Source organism: Streptomyces sp. NPDC043812 (assembly GCF_056436245.1).
The window spans coordinates 249193-267484 of the sequence record NZ_JBWKCY010000001.1 but is presented as its reverse complement, the minus strand read 5'-3'; the positions used below and the strand labels follow the sequence as shown (position 1 = coordinate 267484).

Here is an 18292-nt window from a genome sequence, read left to right as displayed (position 1 = left end):
CCCAGTGGACGCGACGTCCGCCGCCCCCGGTCGGCACGGCACAATGGGCGCATGACCAGCAGTGTCCCCGCCAGCGCCCTCGACCCCGCCGTCGCCGCCCGCCTCAAGCGGGGCCCCGATGGACTGTTTCCCGCCATCGCCCAGCAGTACGACACCGGTGAGGTGCTGATGCTCGGCTGGATGGACGACGAGGCGCTGCACCGCACCCTGACCACCGGCCGCTGCACCTACTGGTCCCGCAGCCGCCAGGAGTACTGGGTCAAGGGCGACACCTCCGGCCATGTGCAGCACGTGAGGTCCGTCGCCCTCGACTGCGACGCCGACACCGTCCTCGTGAAGGTCGACCAGGTCGGCGCCGCCTGCCACACGGGCGCCCGTACCTGTTTCGACGCCGACGTGCTCCTCGACAAGTAGGGTCTGCCGCCATGGATCTCGAGACGTTCCGCAAGCTGGCCGCCGACCGCCGCGTCATCCCCGTCAGCCGCCGTCTGCTCGCGGACGGCGACACGCCCGTCGGCCTCTACCGCAAGCTCGCCGCGGAACGCCCCGGCACGTTCCTGCTGGAGTCCGCCGAGAACGGCAGGTCCTGGTCGCGGTACTCCTTCATCGGTGTCCGGTCCGACTCCACGCTGACCGTCCGGGACGGGCAGGCCCACTGGCTCGGCACCCCGCCCGTCGGCCTTCCGGCCGGCGGCGATCCCCTGCACGCCCTGCGCGAGACCGTCGAGACCCTGCACACTCCCCGTGACCTCGCCTCCGGAATGCCGCCCTTCACGGGCGGCATGGTCGGCTACCTCGGCTACGACATCGTCCGGCGGCTGGAGAAGATCGGCCCGGGCGAACGGGACGATCTGCAGCTGCCCGAGCTGACGATGCTGCTCACCTCGGACCTCGCCGTACTCGACCACTGGGACGGCACCGTCCTGCTGATCGCCAACGCGATCAACCACAACTGCCTCGACACCGGCGTCGACGAGGCGTACGCGGACGCCGTCGCCCGCCTCGACGCGATGGAGAAGGACCTCTCCCGCCCGGTCGCCTCCGTTCCCGCCGCGCTGCCGCCGTCCGAACTGCCGGAGTTCTCCGCCCTGTGGGGCGGCAAGGATTACCAGGACGCCGTCGAGGACATCAAGGAACGCATCCGCGCCGGCGAGGCCTTCCAGGTCGTGCCCTCGCAGCGGTTCGAGACGCCGTGCGCCGCGAGCGCACTGGACGTCTACCGGGTGCTGCGCGCCACCAACCCCTCGCCGTACATGTACCTCTTCCGCTTCGACGGCTTCGACGTCGTGGGCTCGAGCCCCGAGGCGCTGGTCAAGGTCGAGGACGGGAACGCCATGGTCCACCCCATCGCCGGCACCCGCCCGCGCGGCGCCGGCCCGCAGGAGGACCACGACCTCGCCGAGGAACTGCTGGCCGATCCCAAGGAGCGTGCCGAGCACCTGATGCTCGTCGATCTCGGCCGCAACGACCTGGGCCGCGTCTGCGCGCCCGGCAGCGTCGAGGTCGTCGACTTCATGTCGATCGAGCGCTACTCCCACGTCATGCACATCGTCTCCACCGTGACCGGCAAGGTCGCCGAGGGCCGCACCGCCTTCGACGTCCTCACCGCCTGCTTCCCCGCGGGCACCCTGTCCGGAGCGCCCAAGCCCCGCGCGATGCAGATCATCGACGAGCTCGAACCCTCGCGGCGCGGCCTGTACGGCGGCGCCGTCGGATATCTGGACTTCGCCGGGGACTCCGACACCGCCATCGCCATCCGTACCGCCGTGCTTCGTGGCGGGACCGCGTATGTGCAGGCCGGAGCCGGTGTCGTCGCCGACTCCGACCCGGTCGCCGAGGACACCGAATGCCGCAACAAGGCGGCCGCGGTGCTGCGCGCCGTGCACACGGCCAACCGCCTGAACGGCTCCGGGAGCCGTAAGGGATAGTGGAGGCCGTGAGTGCCGTACCCGTACCCCAGCCCCGCGCCGCCGCCGAGCCGGCCGCCCGGAGCAGCCGCCGCAGCGTTGCCGCGGCCCTGTTCCTCGGTGCCGTCGGAGCGACGGTCGTCCTGCTCGCCGCCGGCCAGATCTGGGCGGAGGGCACCGCGTCCGTCGGCGGCGGCACAGTCGCGCTGGACGCCGAGGGCGGAGACGTCACCGGCGTGCCCACCGCCCTCGCGATCGTCGGCCTCGCCGCACTGGTCGCAGTTTTCGCGGTGCGCAGCGGCGGCCGGCTCCTCGTCTCCGCACTCCTCGCCCTCAGCGGCGCGGGTGCGACCACGGCCGCGCTGCTCGGCGCCTCCGACAGCGGCGCGCTGGACGAGAAGGCCGCCAGGACCACCGGCGACGCCGCCGCCACGGTCGAGGCACTCACCCACACGGCATGGCCCTACGCGACCGCGGCCGGTGGGCTGCTGATCCTGCTGGCCGGGCTGCTGGCCCTGCGGTACGGCAGCCAGTGGCCGACCATGTCGGGCCGCTACGAGCGCGACGGCACGCCCCGCAACCGCAAGGCCCCGGCACCCGTGGACCCCGACCGGCCCGAGGACCTGTGGAAGGCTCTCGACCGCGGCGAGGACCCGACGCGCGAAGGGTGACCCCAGCTCACCGCACGCGTTGGCGTACGGGACAATGACAGCGAGCGTTCGCTCAGCACGAGCACCGGCTCACGACGACAGCGCACCAGTTACACAAGGAGCAAACCAATGGCGGGCAGCAGCCACGGACACACCCCGGCCGCCTGGACCGGTTCCACCATCGCTTTCATCGGCTTCTGCGTCGCAGGCGTCTTCATGGTCGCGGACAGCCCGGCCGGTTTCTGGGCCGGTTCGGCACTGATCGTGCTCGGCGCGGTGGTCGGCGGCGCCATGAAGATGGCCGGCCTCGGTACGCCGAAGGAGCCGGAGTCCGTGGTGGAGGCGCGCAACCGCGCCGCCGCGCAGGAAGGTGTCGCCGCGTGACGCGGTGACCTCCAGAGGTGACGGACGGCGCAGTCCCGGCGGGGCCGGGGCTGCGCCGTCCGCGTGTACCGGGGACAATCACGGGGTGACCGCGACCCCGACCCCCTCCGACCCGGCCCCGGCTGCTGCCGCGGACTCCGCGTCGGCACCCGACCGGACCCCTCTGCTTCCCGGACCCGACATCCCCCCGGCCGCCGGTGCCGGGCCGGTGCAGGTACCGGGCCAGTGGGCGGCGGGGCCGGGGGACTCCCCGGCAGGACCCGGCGACGCGTCGCTCGGCCGCCGGGTCGCGATGCCGCTGGCCGCCATCGGCTCCGTCGCCGCCGCCTTCGCCTACGTCGGCACCGTCGACCCCAACGAGCCCGGCCACTACCCCGTGTGTCCGCTGCTCAGCCTCACCGGCCTGTACTGCCCCGGCTGCGGCGGGCTGCGCAGCGCTCACGCCTTCATCCATGGCGATCTGGCCGCCGCCTTCGGGGCCAACGCCGCCGCCGTCGTCGGTTACGTAGTGTTCGCCGTCGTGTGGACGGTGTGGCTGATTCGCGCCGTACAGGGCAGGCAGTTCCGCATCGGCCTCAGCCCCGCCTGGTGGTGGGCCGTCGGCAGCGTTCTGGTGATCTTCAGCGTGGTGCGGAACCTGCCGTTCGGCTCGGCGCTCGCCCCATGAAAGTCCCAGCTGGTGGGACAGGAACCCACCGGATGTGAGCCCTCGGCCCTCCTGCGGATACCATCGAGTTGGCTGAACCTGAACCTTTGTCACCGTCCCGGAAGGGGGCCGCTCGCGTGAGTGTGCTCGACGAGATCATCGAAGGTGTGCGCGCCGACCTGGCAGAGCGGCAGGCGCGTGTCAGCCTCGACGAGCTCAAGGAGCGCGCCGCCAAGGCTCCTGCGGCCAAGGACGGCGTCGCCGCACTGCGCGGTGAGGGCGTCAAGGTGATCTGCGAGGTCAAGCGCTCCAGCCCGTCGAAGGGCGCGCTCGCCGCGATCGCCGACCCGGCGGCGCTCGCCGCTGACTACGAGGCGGGCGGCGCGGCCATCATCTCCGTGCTCACCGAGCAGCGCCGCTTCGGCGGATCGCTCGCCGACCTGGAGGCGGTGCGCGCCAAGGTCGACATCCCGGTGCTGCGCAAGGACTTCATCGTCACCTCGTACCAGCTGTGGGAGGCCCGGGCGTACGGCGCCGACGTCGTGCTGCTGATCGTGGCCGCGCTGGAGCAGGAGGCCCTGGTCTCGCTGATCGAACGTGCCGAGTCCATCGGGCTCACCCCGCTGGTCGAGGTCCACGACGAGGACGAGGTCGAGCGTGCCGTCGACGCCGGGGCGAAGATCATCGGCGTGAACGCCCGTGACCTGAAGACCCTCAAGGTCGACCGCTCCACCTTCGAGCGGGTCGCCCCCGAGATCCCGGCGCACATCGTCAAGATCGCCGAGTCGGGCGTGCGCGGCCCCCACGACCTGATCGCCTATGCCAACGCGGGCGCGGACGCCGTGCTCGTCGGCGAGTCCCTGGTGACCGGCCGCGACCCGAAGTCGGCCGTCGCCGACCTGGTCGCCGCGGGTGCCCACCCGGCGCTGCGCCACGGGCGGAGCTGACCCTGCCATGACCACCGCCCGCCGCCGCTCCGGACCGCCCCCGGGTTCCTGCCTGGGGCGTGCCGTCGTGGCGCGCCCGGCAGCCGCCGCGGGCGACCCGTACGCACGGCTCGCCCGCGGTTGCCGTCCGCGGGGCTGCCGCGCGCCGGCGCGGCGGGTGCACGGGCGGCGCGTGCGGTACGTCATAGGCGACGAGCCGGGCCAGGTCAACGGGATGCGATGGCGCGGCGCGCCTGCGCGCGTCGGCCGCTAGGGCCTCTCGTTCGGATCTTGCCGGGCTCGCGTGCTCTGGTAGCACGCTCACTGATCCGGCCTGATCCGAACGAAAGACCCCAGGCCTTCTTCCAGCGGGTTGCTGTCCCCTGCCCGCCCCATTTCTCGACCGGGCTCCGCCCCGGCTCTCCGCGCGAGCGCGGTACGACGCCCGGGGTCTGCCCCGGTTCGGTATGGGGTTCCACCCACGGCCGCCGTGCCGTAGAGGGAGGGTGGGAGTGAGCAGACCCGCCGCAGGCGCCACCGCGTCCCGTACACCCGCCCCGACAAGGAGCTGCGTCGCCATGTCCAGCGACTACTTCATTCCCGACCCGGAGGGTCACGTCCCGAACGCCGAGGGCTACTTCGGTGCCTTCGGCGGCAAATTCATCCCCGAGGCACTCGTCGCCGCCGTCGACGAGGTCGCCGTCGAGTACGACAAGGCCAAGTCCGATCCCGCCTTCGCCGCCGAGCTCGGCGAGCTGATGGTCGACTACACCGGGCGCCCCAGCGCCCTCACCGAGGTGCCGCGGTTCGCCGCGCACGCAGGCGGAGCGCGGATCTTCCTCAAGCGCGAGGACCTGAACCACACCGGCTCACACAAGATCAACAACGTGCTGGGGCAGGCGCTGCTCACCCGGCGCATGGGCAAGACCCGGGTCATCGCCGAGACCGGCGCCGGCCAGCACGGCGTGGCCACCGCCACCGCCTGCGCCCTGTTCGGACTCGAATGCACCATCTACATGGGCGAGATCGACACCCAGCGCCAGGCGCTGAACGTGGCCCGGATGCGCATGCTCGGCGCCGAGGTCGTCGCCGTGAAGTCCGGCAGCCGCACCCTCAAGGACGCCATCAACGAGGCGTTCCGCGACTGGGTCGCCAACGTCGACCGCACCCACTACCTCTTCGGCACGGTCGCGGGCCCGCACCCCTTCCCCGCCATGGTGCGCGACTTCCACCGTGTCATCGGTGTCGAGGCCAGGCGACAGATCCTGGAGCGGGCGGGACGCCTCCCCGACGCGGCGGTCGCCTGTGTCGGCGGCGGATCGAACGCGATCGGCCTGTTCCACGCCTTCATCCCGGACGCCGACGTGCGCCTGATCGGCTGCGAGCCCGCCGGGCACGGTGTCGAGACCGGTGAGCACGCGGCGACGCTGACCGCGGGCGAGCCCGGCATCCTGCACGGCTCGCGTTCCTACGTCCTCCAGGACGACGAGGGGCAGATCACCGAGCCGTACTCCATCTCGGCCGGGCTCGACTACCCGGGCATCGGCCCCGAGCACTCGTACCTCAAGGACTCGGGCCGCGGCGAGTACCGTGCGGTCACCGACGACGACGCCATGCAGGCGCTGCGGCTGCTGTCCCGCACCGAGGGCATCATCCCGGCCATCGAGTCGGCGCACGCGCTGGCCGGTGCGCTGGAGGTGGGCCGCGAGCTGGGCAAGGACGGGCTGATCCTGGTCAACCTGTCCGGCCGCGGCGACAAGGACATGGACACGGCCGCCCGCTACTTCGGGCTGTACGAGACCGATGCCCAGGTCGAGGCCGACGCCTCCGCCGACAACGGTGCCGCCGAGATCCAGGGGGACGTGAAGTGAGCGGAAACATCGAGCTGCTGAACGACACACTCGCGGCGGCGAAGAACGAGAACAGGGCCGCGCTCATCGCGTACCTGCCCGCCGGGTTCCCGAGCGTCGACACCGGGATCGAGGCCGTCAAGGCCGCGTTCGACGGCGGCGCGGACGTGGTCGAGGTCGGACTCCCGCACAGCGACCCCGTTCTGGACGGACCGGTCATCCAGACCGCCGACGACATCGCCCTGCGCGGTGGCGTGCGGATCGCCGATGTGATGCGCACGGTCCGCGAGGCGCACACCGCCACCGGCAAGCCGGTGCTGGTGATGACGTACTGGAACCCGATCGACCGCTACGGCATCGAACGCTTCACCGCCGAACTCGCCGAGGCGGGCGGTGCCGGGTGCATCCTGCCGGACCTGCCGGTCGAGGAGTCCGGACCGTGGCGCGAGCACGCCGAGAAGCACGGTCTGGCCACCGTCTACGTCGTCGCACCGAGCAGCAAGGACGCCCGGCTGGCCACGATCACCGCGGCCGGCTCCGGTTTCGTCTACGCGGCGTCCCTGATGGGTGTCACCGGCACCCGTGAATCGGTCGGCGAGCAGGCCCAGGACCTGGTGCGCCGCACCCGCGCCACCACGGAGCTGCCGGTCTGCGTCGGTCTCGGCGTGTCCAACCCGGCGCAGGCGGCCGAGGTCGCTTCCTTCGCCGACGGCGTGATCGTCGGCTCCGCGTTCGTCAAGCGGATGCTCGACGCGCCGGACGACACCGCGGCCGTCGCCGCCGTACGGGAACTGGCGGGCGATCTCGCCAGGGGCGTGCGCGGGGACGCGTAGCTCATACGGGTGGAAGTCGGACCGGGGAGGCGTGCGCACGCCTCCCCGGTTCGTTTGCGGTTCGTGAGCGAGAACCAAGAACGCAGGCGGACCGCACGTGAGCGGCTCCAGCAGGAACGCGAACGCGACAAGGCGCGCGAGAGGCGACGGCGGACCATGATCGTGGCGGCAGCCGTGGTCGCCGTCCTCGGCCTGGCGGCCGTCGTCGGACTGGTCGCGGCCAACAGCGGCGACGACAAGGACGGATCCTCGCAGGCGGGACCGCTCCTCGCACCGAGCGGTGTGCAGGGCGAGGAACAGCTGGCGATCCCCGTCGGCGCGAGCGACGCCCCCTCCACCCTCACGGTGTGGGAGGACTTCCGCTGCCCGGCCTGCGCCGGCTTCGAGAACGCCATGCGTGACACGATCCACGAGCTGGAGCAGGCCGGAAAGATCAAGGTCGAGTACCACCTCGCCACGATCATCGACGGGAACATGGGCGGCACCGGCTCCCTGCGCGCCGCGAACGCCGCGGCCTGCGCCCAGGACGTCGGCAAGTTCGCCGAGTACCACGACGTGCTCTACATGAACCAGCCGCCGGAGCCGGACGACGCATTCGCCGACAACGGCAAGCTGATCGAACTCGCCGGCAAGGTGGACGGCCTGGACACGCCGGCCTTCCGCAGCTGTGTGAACGACGGCAAGCACGACAGCTGGGTGGAGAAGTCCAACACCGCCTTCCAGAACGGCGGTTTCCGCGGCACCCCGACAGTGCTGCTCAACGGGGATTCGATCTTCCCGACCAAGGGCGACGAGCAGCTCTCGGTGGCCAGTTTCAAGAAGTGGGTCGACGAGGCCAACAAGGGCAAGAAGCCCGGCACACAGCGTCCGACGCCGGCCGGCAGTCCGACGGCCTCCTGACGGCGGCCGGGCGCCGTCGGGGGCGCGGGGCGGGCGGCGCCGCCCCGAGCAGAGGGCCCTCGGGCCCTGCCCTCGTTACCCAGACGTTGCCGGGTGGGTTGCCGTACGTCCCACCCGGCAGGGTAGCGTCGGTGCTGCCATGGACATCGCCTACATTCCCAGCCCGTCGACCGGAGTGATCCACCTCGGACCGCTCCCGCTGCGCGGCTATGCCTTCTGCATCATCATCGGCGTCTTCGTCGCCGTCTGGTTCGGCAATCGGCGCTGGATCGCCCGTGGCGGCAAAGCCGGCACCGTGGCCGACATCGCCGTCTGGGCCGTGCCGTTCGGCCTCGTCGGCGGCCGGCTCTACCACGTGATCACCGACTACCAGCTGTACTTCAGCGAGGGTGAGAACTGGGTCGACGCGTTCAAGATCTGGGAGGGCGGCCTCGGTATCTGGGGCGCGATCGCGCTGGGCGCGGTCGGCGCCTGGATCGGCTGCCGCCGCCGGGGCATCCCGCTCCCGGCGTGGGCCGACGCCCTCGCGCCCGCGATCGCGTTCGCGCAGGCCATCGGCCGCTGGGGCAACTGGTTCAACCAGGAGCTGTACGGCAAGGAGACCGATCTGCCCTGGGCGCTCAAGATCACCGAGGGGGCGAACCGGGAGCCGGGCCTCTACCACCCGACCTTCCTCTACGAGTCCCTGTGGTGCATCGGCGTCGCGCTGCTCGTGATCTGGGCCGACCGCCGCTTCAAGCTGGGCCACGGCCGGGCGTTCGCGCTGTACGTCGCCGCGTACTGCGTGGGCCGCGGCTGGATCGAGTACATGCGGGTCGACGAGGCGCACCACGTGCTGGGCCTGCGGCTGAACGTGTGGACCTCGATCCTGGTCTTCGTGCTGGCCGTCGTGTACATGGTGGTCTCGGCCCGGCTGCGTCCGGGACGCGAGGAGATCGTGGAGCCCGCCGCGGTTGATCTGGCGAAGCCCAAGGCCGGTGGCGACACCGACAGCACGGAGGGTTCCGACGACACGGCTGTCGAGGACGCCGCCCCGAACGACAGCGGTGGCGATGGCGAGGACGCCGTGGACACGGATGCCAGGTCGGCCGGGAAGGGCTGACACCGCAGCACACGAAGACCGCCGGAGGCAGCAGCCTCCGGCGGTCTTCGCGTTGCGGCGCCCTTCCTACGGCTCCCAGTCCCGGGCAGCGAGGCCGAGCGTGCGCTGCGCCGCGGCGACCACCGCCGCGTCGACGAAGCGGCCGTCCGGAAGGGCCATCGCACCCTCGTCCGACGCGGCCGCCTTCACGATCTCCTCGGCCGCTTCGATCTCCTCCGGGGTCGGCCGGTACGCGCGTTCGATGACCGGCAGCTGACGGGGGTGGATGGCCGCCCGGCCGAGAAAGCCGATCGAACGGCCGTGGGCGCAGGACGCATGCAGCGCGTCCAGGTCGAGGATGTCGGGGAAGACGGACTGGGCCGGGGGCGCGAGCCCGGCCGCACGGGCGGCGACCACCGTGCGAGTGCGCGGCCAGTCCAGCCCCGTGTCGCCGCGCACTCCCAGGTCGGCACGCAGATCCGACTCGCCCAGCGCGATACCGCGCACAGCCTCGTGAGCGGTGGCGATGGCGTACGCGTGCTCGACCGCGAGCGCCGACTCCAGCAGCGCGTACAGCGGCACGTCGGGCGCCGCGGCCGCGGCCTGCTGAATGTCAGTGGCGTATGCGACCTTGGGGATACGCAGTGCCGTGAGACCCGGCAGTCCGACGAGGGTCTCGATGTCCTGGGGGGAGTTGATGCGGACATGGACCGGCAGGGGCAGGTGGGAGGCGAGCAGTTCGGCCGTGGCGGCGAGGGCGTATTCCTTGCGGCCCTGGGCGACCGCGTCCTCGAGGTCGACGATGACGACGTCGGGGCGCGCGGCGATGGCCTTGTGCACGACGTCGGGGCGGTCGCCGGGGGCGTAGAGCCAGGTCAGGGGGAAGGTCATAGCGCTCCTTCGGTGCGGAGTGCGGCGATGTCGGCGGGGGTCAGACCCAGTTCGGCCAGGACCTCCTCGGTGTCGGCGCCGTGCGGTCGGCCGGCCCAGCGGATGGCGCCGGGGGTCTCCGAGAGCCGGAAGAGGACGTTCTGCATACGCAGCGGCCCGAGTTCGGGATCGGGCACCTCGGTGATGGTGCCGAGCGCCTGGTACTGAGGATCGGCGAGGACGTCGCGGATGTCGTAGACGGGTGCGATCGCCGCCTCGGCCTTCTCGAAGGCGTCCAGGGCGTCGGTGCGGGTGTTCCGGGCGATCCAGCCGCCCACGGCCGCGTCGAGCACGTCGGCGTGCTCCGCCCGGCCGCTGCCGCTGGCGAACCAGGGCTCGTCGATCAGTTCGGGGCGGCCGACGAGATGCATGACGCGTTCGGCGACGGACTGGGCGGAGGTGGAGACGGCGAGCCAACTGCCGTCGGCGGTCCGGTAGATGTTGCGGGGCGCGTTGTTGCGGGAGCGGTTCCCGGTGCGCGGCTGGACGTAGCCGAGCTGGTCGTACCAGAGCGCCTGCGGGCCGAGCACGGCGAGCATGGGTTCGATGATCGCCATGTCGACGACCTGGCCGCGGCCGGTTGCGGTGCGGGCGGCGAGTGCGGTCATGACGGCATAGGCGGTCGCGAGGGCGGCGATCGAGTCGGCGAGCCCGAACGGCGGCAGGGTGGGCGGCCCCTCCGGTTCGCCGGTCGCGGCGGCGAATCCGCTCATCGCCTCCGCGAGCGTTCCGAAGCCGGGCCGGTGCGAGTAGGGGCCGAACTGCCCGAAGCCGGTGACCCGGGTGAGCACGAGACGGGGGTTGGCCGCGCTCAACTCCTCCCAGCCCAGGCCCCATTTCTCGAGGGTGCCGGGCCGGAAGTTCTCGATGACGACATCCGCGGTGCGCACGAGGCGCAGCAGTGTGGCGCGGCCGCCGGGGGTGGACAGATCGAGGGTGACAGTGCGCTTGTTGCGGCCGAGGACCTTCCACCAGAGGCCGACGCCGTCCTTGGCGGGTCCGTGGCCGCGGGAGGGGTCGGGACGGGTCGGATGCTCGACCTTGACGACCTCCGCACCGTAGTCGCCGAGCAGCGTCGCGCACAGCGGACCGGCGAAAAGGGTGGCGAGGTCGAGGACGCGCAGGCCGTCCAGCGGCGGGGCGGGCGGGGGCGGAGTACGGGGCGTGTCCGACGGGGTCATGAGGCGGCGTCGATCTCGGGGCGGTACGGCATGGAGGTGGAGGCTCCCGGGCGCTGGACGGACAGGGCGGCGGCCGTGGATGCCCAGGCCAGGGCCTGGGGGACCGGTCTCCCTTCGCCGAGCGCGACGGCGAGGGTGCCGACGAAGGTGTCGCCGGCCGCGGTGGTGTCCACGGCGGTGACCCGCGGCGCGGACACGGTCACGGGCTCGGCGCCGCGGGCCGCGTACAGACAGCCCGCGGAACCCAGGGTGATCACGACCTCGGGCACCTGGCGCAGCAGCGTCGTGGCGGCCTCGTGCGGATCGGCGACACCGGAGAGCGTGGCCGCCTCGTGCTCGTTGGGGACCAGCAGATCGGTGACGGAAAGGAGTTCGGGTGGCAGTGGCTGCGCGGGAGAGGGGGTGAGGACGGTGCGTACGGCATGCCGACGCGCGGCCTCCGCGCCGGCGAGCACGGCGCTGAGCGGGAGTTCGAGCTGGAGGAGGAGGGTGTCGGCGGTGGCGATCAGCGCTTCCTCGCCGGGCGCGAGACCGGTCACGGTGCCGTTGGCACCGGGGATGACGACGATGGAGTTGCCGCCGTCGTCGTCGACGACGATGTGCGCCGTGCCGGATGGTCCCTCGGCGGTGCGCAGAAGGTCGATGTCGACGCCGGACGCGTCGAGTGTGTGCCGCAGAACGGCGCCGAAGTCGTCGGAGCCGACCGCGCCGAGCATGGTGACGTCACCACCCGCACGGGCGGCGGCCACGGCCTGGTTGGCGCCCTTGCCGCCAGGGACCGTACGGAACTCCCGTCCCGTGACGGTCTCGCCGCGCTTCGGTGCGTGGGCGACAAAGGCTACGAGGTCCATGTTGGTGCTGCCGAGCACCACGATGCCGGTCATGGGCGGAGTGCCTCCTTAAGCGTGAGTCGGGCGAGGGTGTCGAAGCCGGTGCCGTCGAAACCGGCGACGGAGGTGCTGAGCCGGTTCTTCAGCGGGGCGGTCCAGCGGTCGGGCAGTGCGCCGGGGCGGCCGGCGAGCAGCCCGGCGAGGGAGCCGGCCGTCGCACCGTTGGAGTCGGTGTCCAGCCCGCCGGCGACGGCCCGGCAGACGGAGCCGGTGAAGTCGCCGTCGGCGTGGGTGAGCGCGGCGGCGAGCAGAGCGGCGTTGGGGACGGCGTGCACCCAGTGGTAGGAGCCGTACGCGGCGTGGACGCGGTCGACGGCACGGTCGAAGTCGGCCTCCGTGCGGGCCGCCTCGACGCCGAACCGGACGGCGCGGGCGAGGCGCGAACGGGGCGGGACCACGGTCAGGCCGACGGCGATCGCCTCGTGCACATCGGTGCTGCGGCCGGCCGCGGCGGCGATCGCGGCAGCGGTGAACATCGCGCTGTACACGCCGTTCGCGGTGTGCGTGAGCACCGCGTCGCGGTAGGCCTGCCCGGCTGCGGCGCCGGGGTCGCCGGGGTTGGTCCAGCCGTGCATGTCGGCGCGGATCGCGGCACCGATCCACTCACGGAACGGATTGCGGAAGGAGGCGGTGAGCGGTGGCTCGATGCCGGTCAGGAGGTTGCGGTACGCGACGCGCTCCGCGGTGAACGTGCGCCCCGCGGCCAGCTCGTCCAGCCACAGCGTGCCGAGCTGGACGGTGCTGAACGCCCGTCCGTGCCGCTGGAGGAGCAGGAGGGTGAGGAGGGGGTGGTTGAGATCGTCGTCCTCGGGCATGCCGTCGATGTTCTCGGCGAGGGATGTGCCGGCGCTGCGCCGGTTCCACGGATGGGCGGCGGCGAGTGAGGCGGGCAGTCCCTTGGCGGTGAACCACGTGCTGAGGGGCCAGTTGCCGGTGGCACGCCCGATGCCGCGGATGGCTTGCAGGGGAAGCTTCTCGACGGGTTTGCCGAGCAGACACCCCACGGCCCGGCCCAGCCAGGCGGCGTGCAGGGCGTCCTCGGTGGGTGCGCTTCGGGGAGGCGGGCCCGTGGCGCGGTCCGGGCACGGGTCCGGTGGGGTGCGCGGTGCGCTGCGTGGCACGGGTCCGACCGCGGGCAGCGGCCGGAAGGGACCGGCCCCGGGCCATGTTCCGGCGGTGGCCGGAGCGGCCGCTCGGTGGCGCCGGGTGGCCTGCTGCCCCCGCGCTGCCGGCCACTGCGGGCAGGAGGCGACCAACGAAGGCCAGTCCGTGGGCTCGTCGGCAGCCAACGGAGAGGGCAGAGCGGCCAGTTCGTCGAGCAGCTCCTCGGCGAGCCTCCGCAGAGCGGGGGCGGCCGGGTCCGCGGATGCCCCCGCCCGCTCCGGGGCGGGCCTGCCGCCCGCCGCCAGCCAGCGGTCGCGGACGGCGGCCGCATCGCGGCCGTCCTCCGCCGCCTGACGCAGCTCGTGGCCGATCAGATCCTCCGGCTGCACCCAGGTGAGGCGCAGCAGGCCGGTCATCGCGCGTCCGTGAGCTCGGCGAACGCCGCCTCGTGGGCGCGTCGGCGGGCCAGGTCCCGGGCGAAGATCTCCCGGGCCACCGACGTCAGTTCGTCGGCAGGCGCCCGAAGGTCGACACGGCTCGCCTCGGCGACCTGACGTGCCCACTCCTGCGGCACCCCCGACTCACCGTGCAGCGCACCGACGATCGCCCCGGCCATCGTCGCGATCGAGTCGCAGTCACGGCCGTAGTTGACGCAGGACAGGACGGTGCGGCGGAAGTCGCCGTCGCCGACGATCAGCATGCCGAGTGCGATCGGCAACTCCTCGATCGCGTGCAGGCGTGAGGGGCGACGTGCGCCGAGCGAGGGTGTGCGGTAGTCGGGGCCGACCGTGTCGAACGGCGCCACCGCCGCGCGCAGCGGGCCGAGCGCGGACTCGAAGTCCGAGTGGCGGGCGGCGGTTTCGGCGACCGCCTCGATCGCCGCCTGTGTGCCGTCCTTGGCCAGCGTGAGTGCCGCGTCCACGACGGTCGTCGGTGTGGCCTCCGGCAGGCACGCGGCCGCGACCGCCGCCGCGAAGACGCCCGCCGCCTCCCGTCCGTACGAGGACTGGTGGGCGCCCGCGATGTCCAGGGCCTCGTGGTAGGCGGCGGTCGGGTCGGCCGCGTTGACCAGGCCGACCGGTGCCATGTACATCGCCGCGCCGCAGTTGACGATGTTGCCGACGCCCGCCTCGCGCGGGTCGTTGTGCCCGTAGTGCAGCCTGTGGACGATCCACTTCTCGGCCAGGAAGACCCGGTGCAGCGGGAGTGTCTCCGCCTCCAGCTCGGGGATCCAGCGGGGCGTGGAGATCAGGTCGGGTACGAGGTGGTCGGCGACGGCGTAGGCGTCGAGGTGGTCGCGCACGGTGGTGTAGACACGGACCAGCGCGTGCGTCATCAGGGTGTCGTCGGTGATGTGGCCATGGCCCTTGTGGTACGGGGCGATGGGGCGCGCGGTGCGCCACTCGTCCCCGTTCCAGGGGCCGACGATGCCGTCGATCCGGCCACCGTGCCGTTCGACGATCTGCTCCGGGGTGTAGCCCTCGACGGGTCCGCCGAGTGCGTCGCCGACCGCGGCGCCGACGAGGCTGCCCGTGAACCTGTCGTCGAGCGTGGGGCCCGGGGGAGTGGGTCGTGCTGCCATCGTTGCGTGTGCCGTCGCAGTCGTCATGTCCGGATTGTCCACCTGGTGTGGTCGTTGACGGAGTACCTTCCGCCCGGATGCGGCCGTTACCCCTCGGCTGCCCTACAGCGTGTTCGCCGCGAGCAGCGCGGCGAGTTCCACGAGGTCCGTGCCGGCGAGATGGGGAAGAGCGCAGCCCGCAAGGGTGCGGCACGCGTCGCGCCACGTGGCGGGTACGGAGTCGCCACCGCCGAGGACCCCGGTCAGCGCGCCTGCCAGGGCCGGGGCCGAATCGGCGACCCGGGAGAGGCACGCCGCCGCGGGCACCGCCTCGGCGACCCGGCCGCGGGCGGCGACGGTGAGGGCGAGGGCGACGGGGACGGTCTCGGCGGCTGCGATGCCGTAGCTGTAGACGTGGTCGACGATCTGATGCTCCAGCAGGGGCACGAGCTCGAAGGCTCCGGTGGCGTCGCGGGCGAGCTTCACCGCGTGGCGGGCGTTGCGGCCGATCTCGGTGGAGTCGGGAAGCAGGCCCAGCGCGGCGTCGACGGTCTCGTCGACGGACGCGCCGCCGAGGGCAGCGGCGACGGCTGCCGCCATCGCGCGGGCGCCGTGCACTCCGTCGCCGTCCTGGGTGTAACGGGCGTCGAACTCGGCGAGTTCGGCCGCTGCGGCCGGGTCCCCGGGATGCATGACGGCGAGCACTGCGGCCCGTACGCAGGCGGCGTCGTCGAAGTAGTGCGGATTGTCGTGGCCGGTGGCGGGCGGCCGCAGCCCGGTGGCGAGATTGCCGAGCCCGGCGCGTACGGAGATCCGGGCACGCAGGGGCAGGATGGCGGACTCGACCTCGGGCGCGCGGTCGGCGGCCGCGGCGACCTGGCTGGCGAGGGAGTTCCAGGCGAGGTCGACGGCGGCACGGATCCGGCGGCCGGGTGTGAGCCCGCGGAAGTGGTCCCCGCAGGCGGTGAGTACGGTCCCGGCGGCGAACGCGGCCCACTCGGCGTCGTCGGACGGGCCGAGGCGGAGCGGCTCCGGAGGCTGGTTGAGGGCGACGGGGACGGGGAGCGTGGTGGTGGCGTTGTGCTCGGCGAAGGTGTCGAGCTCGCGGGTGAGCCGGCGGGTCCACTCCGGCATGCGGCTCGCGCGGTGCCGGGCGGCGGGCCAGCCGGCGGCGTCGCCGGCGGCGAGGCCGAGGAGCAGGCCCTCCAGGGGCCGGGCGCATGTCCCCGCGGGGGGCAGGCCGAGGTGGCCTCCCGAAACGGGCACGGCACCCGCTGCGCGCGGGGGCGTCATCGGGGGGTGTCCGTCAGGAGGGCCGCCACGTCCAGGACGTGGTGGCCGCGCATCGACGGGAGGCAGCTGCCGCGGACCGGGCCGATCGCCGCGGCCCATTCCTCGGGGATCGCCCCGGCGCCGGAGACCGCCCCCGCCAGCGCTCCCGCGACCGCCGCCGTCGTGTCGGCGTCGCGGCCCATGTTGACCGCCGTGAGCACCGAGCCGCAGAACTCGCCGCGCGCCGCGGCGAACGCGCCGAAGGCGAGGCCCACCGCCTCCGGTGCCAGGTCCGTCCACGGGTAGCCGCCGATGACCACCGTGGAGCGGATGCCGCGTTCCATGGACAGGACGTCCGGGTACGTGCGGCCCGCGGCCACCACCGCGCGACGCATCGAACGGGCGGTCCAGGAGTCCATCGGGACCACCGACAGCGCCGCGCCGATCACGCCCGCGGGCCCTGCGCCGCCCATCGCCGCGGCAACCCCGGCCGCCACCGCCCGGCCCCCGTGGATGCCCTCACCGTCGTGGCTGACGCTGCCGTCGATGGTCACGAGACGGGCCGCTTCCGCCGGCCGCCCGGCCGCGAAGACGCCGAAGGGTGCCGCCCGCATCGCCAGGCCGTCGCTCCAGGCGTGCCGGTGCTGGGCCGAGACCGGCGCCGCGAGGCCGCGGCGCAGGTTCTCCAGGGTGCCGCGCTCGCTGAAGCCCGCCCCGCGGAAGGGGCCTTCGTCCAGATCGGCGATCCATTCGTGCCATGCCGCCTCGACGTGGCCGACGGTCAGTTCCGAGCCGTGCCGGGCGAGCAGCAGGCCCGAGAAGATCGCGTACTCGGTGTCGTCCGTGCCTGCGGGGTCCTCGCTCACGAAGCCCTCGATGCGGCCCCAGCGGCGACGGATCTCCGAGGGCCGCATGTTTTCCGCGGGGGCGCCGAGCGCGTCGCCGACGGCGAGGCCGAGCAGTGCGCCCCGGGCGCGGTCGCGGAGGTCCGCGGGCCGGGGGCAGGAGGCGGGGCCGGACGCCGGTGCCGAGGACGCCGGGGCTGTGTACGACTCGGTCAGCAACTCCATGAGGGGCCCTTTCGCGCGCGCGAGCCTGCTCCGGCATGTGTGCCACGTGCCGCCGGGCACGAGTCAAAGAAACGTTTCTGTCACCCGACTTGCCGCATCTTCCACGCCAGGTAAGTAAAGCCTGCCTTGCTGGCGCGCCCCTTACATCGCGCGTATTTTCGTGGGTGTCGAGGGGGAGCGGAGCACGAAGGCCCGCTGCTGGAGAGGGGAGAGCTGTGTCCATCATCGAAACCGAGGCCACGCTTCACGAGGCGCACCGTGACAACCACACGCACCGTGACGTGAACGGTGGTTGGCTGCGCCCGGCCGTGTTCGGCGCGATGGACGGACTCGTCTCCAACCTGGCGCTGATGACCGGTGTCGCCGGCGGTGCCGTCTCGCAGCAGACGATCGTCATCACGGGTCTCGCCGGTCTTGCCGCGGGAGCCTTCTCGATGGCGGCCGGCGAGTACACCTCGGTCGCCTCCCAGCGCGAGCTGGTCCAGGCCGAACTGGACGTCGAGCGGCGGGAGTTGCGCAAGCATCCGGTCGACGAGATGGAGGAGCTGGCCGCGCTCTACGTCGCCCGTGGCGTGGAACCCCCGCTCGCCCGCGAAGTGGCGATGCAGCTGTCGAGGGACCCCGAGCAGGCGCTGGAGATCCACGCCCGCGAGGAACTGGGCATCGACCCCGACGACCTTCCGTCGCCCACCGTCGCCGCGATCTCGTCCTTCTCCTCGTTCGCGCTGGGTGCGCTGCTGCCGTTGCTGCCGTATCTGCTCGGCGCGAGCGCCCTGTGGCCCGCGGTGCTGCTCGCGCTCCTCGGGCTGTTCGCCTGCGGCGCGCTGGTGGCGCGGGTCACCGCTCGCGGCTGGTGGTTCAGCGGGCTGCGCCAGCTCGTCCTGGGCGGTGCGGCGGCCGCGGTCACGTATGGGCTCGGCATGCTCATCGGCGCCGCGGTCTGACGACATCGCCGGGCGCCCACACCATCGCACCGGTCCCGGTCAAGGGGTCGGTGCGATGGCTTTTTCGCGCTTCGTGCCCGACCCTGTGATGAACGTCCCCTCCGCGGACCCGAGCCGGAGTGAGACACTATGCACGGCACAACATAAGTAGCCGTTACTCGGC

At 72.7% G+C, this 18292-nt stretch carries 19 protein-coding genes; 12 read left to right on the top strand and 7 right to left on the bottom strand.

Annotated features, from left to right (window positions below; genetic code table 11):
• Positions 1 to 51: 51 nt before the first annotated feature.
• From hisI to lgt, 11 genes are all read left to right on the top strand, one after another.
• Positions 52 to 414: a phosphoribosyl-AMP cyclohydrolase gene (gene hisI / locus AC067Z_RS01270; protein ID WP_478787319.1), complete on the top strand. Its 363-nt coding sequence runs from the start codon at positions 52 to 54 to the stop codon at positions 412 to 414.
• An 11-nt stretch (positions 415 to 425) separates the two neighbouring features.
• The gene (locus tag AC067Z_RS01265) at positions 426 to 1928 is read left to right on the top strand and encodes an anthranilate synthase component I (protein WP_478787318.1); all 1503 of its coding nucleotides are present in this window, start codon (positions 426 to 428) and stop codon (positions 1926 to 1928) included.
• Positions 1928 to 2578, top strand: coding sequence for a TIGR02234 family membrane protein (locus AC067Z_RS01260; protein WP_478787317.1), 651 nt, complete (start codon positions 1928 to 1930; stop codon positions 2576 to 2578). Before AC067Z_RS01265 ends, AC067Z_RS01260 begins: the two co-directional genes overlap by 1 nt.
• 108 nt (positions 2579 to 2686) lie before the next feature.
• A complete protein-coding gene (locus AC067Z_RS01255) occupies positions 2687 to 2941 on the top strand; it encodes an HGxxPAAW family protein (RefSeq protein ID WP_478787316.1) in 255 nt (84 codons plus the stop codon).
• Positions 2942 to 3026: 85 nt separating this feature from the next.
• Complete coding sequence (locus AC067Z_RS01250) at positions 3027 to 3608, top strand: DUF2752 domain-containing protein (RefSeq protein ID WP_478787315.1); 582 nt, start codon at positions 3027 to 3029, stop codon at positions 3606 to 3608.
• Between the two features lie 116 nt (positions 3609 to 3724).
• Positions 3725 to 4534 carry an indole-3-glycerol phosphate synthase TrpC gene (gene trpC, locus AC067Z_RS01245; RefSeq protein WP_478787314.1) on the top strand — a complete coding sequence of 270 codons (810 nt, stop codon included), beginning with the start codon at positions 3725 to 3727 and terminating at the stop codon, positions 4532 to 4534.
• Positions 4535 to 4541: 7 nt separating this feature from the next.
• The gene (trpM, locus tag AC067Z_RS01240; protein ID WP_478787313.1) at positions 4542 to 4787 is read left to right on the top strand and encodes a tryptophan biosynthesis modulator TrpM; all 246 of its coding nucleotides are present in this window, start codon (positions 4542 to 4544) and stop codon (positions 4785 to 4787) included.
• Between the two features lie 304 nt (positions 4788 to 5091).
• The gene (gene trpB / locus AC067Z_RS01235; protein WP_478787312.1) at positions 5092 to 6384 is read left to right on the top strand and encodes a tryptophan synthase subunit beta; all 1293 of its coding nucleotides are present in this window, start codon (positions 5092 to 5094) and stop codon (positions 6382 to 6384) included.
• Positions 6381 to 7196, top strand: a complete 816-nt coding sequence (trpA, locus tag AC067Z_RS01230) for a tryptophan synthase subunit alpha (RefSeq protein ID WP_478787311.1) — start codon at positions 6381 to 6383, stop codon at positions 7194 to 7196. The genes trpB and trpA overlap by 4 nt, the downstream gene beginning before the upstream one ends.
• Before the next feature lie 63 nt (positions 7197 to 7259).
• Entirely contained in the window at positions 7260 to 8096 is an 837-nt protein-coding gene (locus tag AC067Z_RS01225) for a DsbA family protein (protein ID WP_478787310.1), read from the top strand.
• 139 nt (positions 8097 to 8235) lie between these two features.
• Positions 8236 to 9198: a prolipoprotein diacylglyceryl transferase gene (lgt, locus tag AC067Z_RS01220; RefSeq protein WP_478787309.1), complete on the top strand. Its 963-nt coding sequence runs from the start codon at positions 8236 to 8238 to the stop codon at positions 9196 to 9198.
• A gap of 66 nt (positions 9199 to 9264) precedes the next feature.
• Here lgt and AC067Z_RS01215 read toward each other — a convergent pair whose 3' ends face one another.
• From AC067Z_RS01215 to AC067Z_RS01185, 7 genes are all read right to left on the bottom strand, one after another.
• On the bottom strand, positions 9265 to 10068 hold the full coding sequence (locus AC067Z_RS01215) for an HpcH/HpaI aldolase/citrate lyase family protein (protein WP_478787308.1): 804 nt from the start codon (positions 10066 to 10068) through the stop codon (positions 9265 to 9267).
• Positions 10065 to 11288, bottom strand: coding sequence for a CaiB/BaiF CoA transferase family protein (locus tag AC067Z_RS01210; protein WP_478787307.1), 1224 nt, complete (start codon positions 11286 to 11288; stop codon positions 10065 to 10067). Before AC067Z_RS01210 ends, AC067Z_RS01215 begins: the two co-directional genes overlap by 4 nt.
• Positions 11285 to 12172: a ribokinase gene (gene rbsK, locus AC067Z_RS01205; protein ID WP_478787306.1), complete on the bottom strand. Its 888-nt coding sequence runs from the start codon at positions 12170 to 12172 to the stop codon at positions 11285 to 11287. The genes AC067Z_RS01210 and rbsK overlap by 4 nt, the downstream gene beginning before the upstream one ends.
• Positions 12169 to 13698 carry an ADP-ribosylglycohydrolase family protein gene (locus tag AC067Z_RS01200; RefSeq protein WP_478787305.1) on the bottom strand — a complete coding sequence of 510 codons (1530 nt, stop codon included), beginning with the start codon at positions 13696 to 13698 and terminating at the stop codon, positions 12169 to 12171. The genes rbsK and AC067Z_RS01200 overlap by 4 nt, the downstream gene beginning before the upstream one ends.
• Positions 13695 to 14891 (bottom strand): ADP-ribosylglycohydrolase family protein, encoded by a 1197-nt coding sequence (locus AC067Z_RS01195; protein ID WP_478787304.1) that lies wholly within the window; start codon positions 14889 to 14891, stop codon positions 13695 to 13697. Before AC067Z_RS01195 ends, AC067Z_RS01200 begins: the two co-directional genes overlap by 4 nt.
• A 75-nt stretch (positions 14892 to 14966) precedes the next feature.
• Complete coding sequence (locus AC067Z_RS01190) at positions 14967 to 16136, bottom strand: ADP-ribosylglycohydrolase family protein (RefSeq protein ID WP_478787303.1); 1170 nt, start codon at positions 16134 to 16136, stop codon at positions 14967 to 14969.
• A complete protein-coding gene (locus AC067Z_RS01185; RefSeq protein WP_478787302.1) occupies positions 16133 to 17185 on the bottom strand; it encodes an ADP-ribosylglycohydrolase family protein in 1053 nt (350 codons plus the stop codon). Before AC067Z_RS01185 ends, AC067Z_RS01190 begins: the two co-directional genes overlap by 4 nt.
• Before the next feature lie 215 nt (positions 17186 to 17400).
• On the opposite strand from AC067Z_RS01185, the gene AC067Z_RS01180 reads away from it, so the two are divergent.
• Complete coding sequence (locus AC067Z_RS01180; protein ID WP_478787301.1) at positions 17401 to 18129, top strand: VIT1/CCC1 transporter family protein; 729 nt, start codon at positions 17401 to 17403, stop codon at positions 18127 to 18129.
• Positions 18130 to 18292 lie beyond the last annotated feature (163 nt).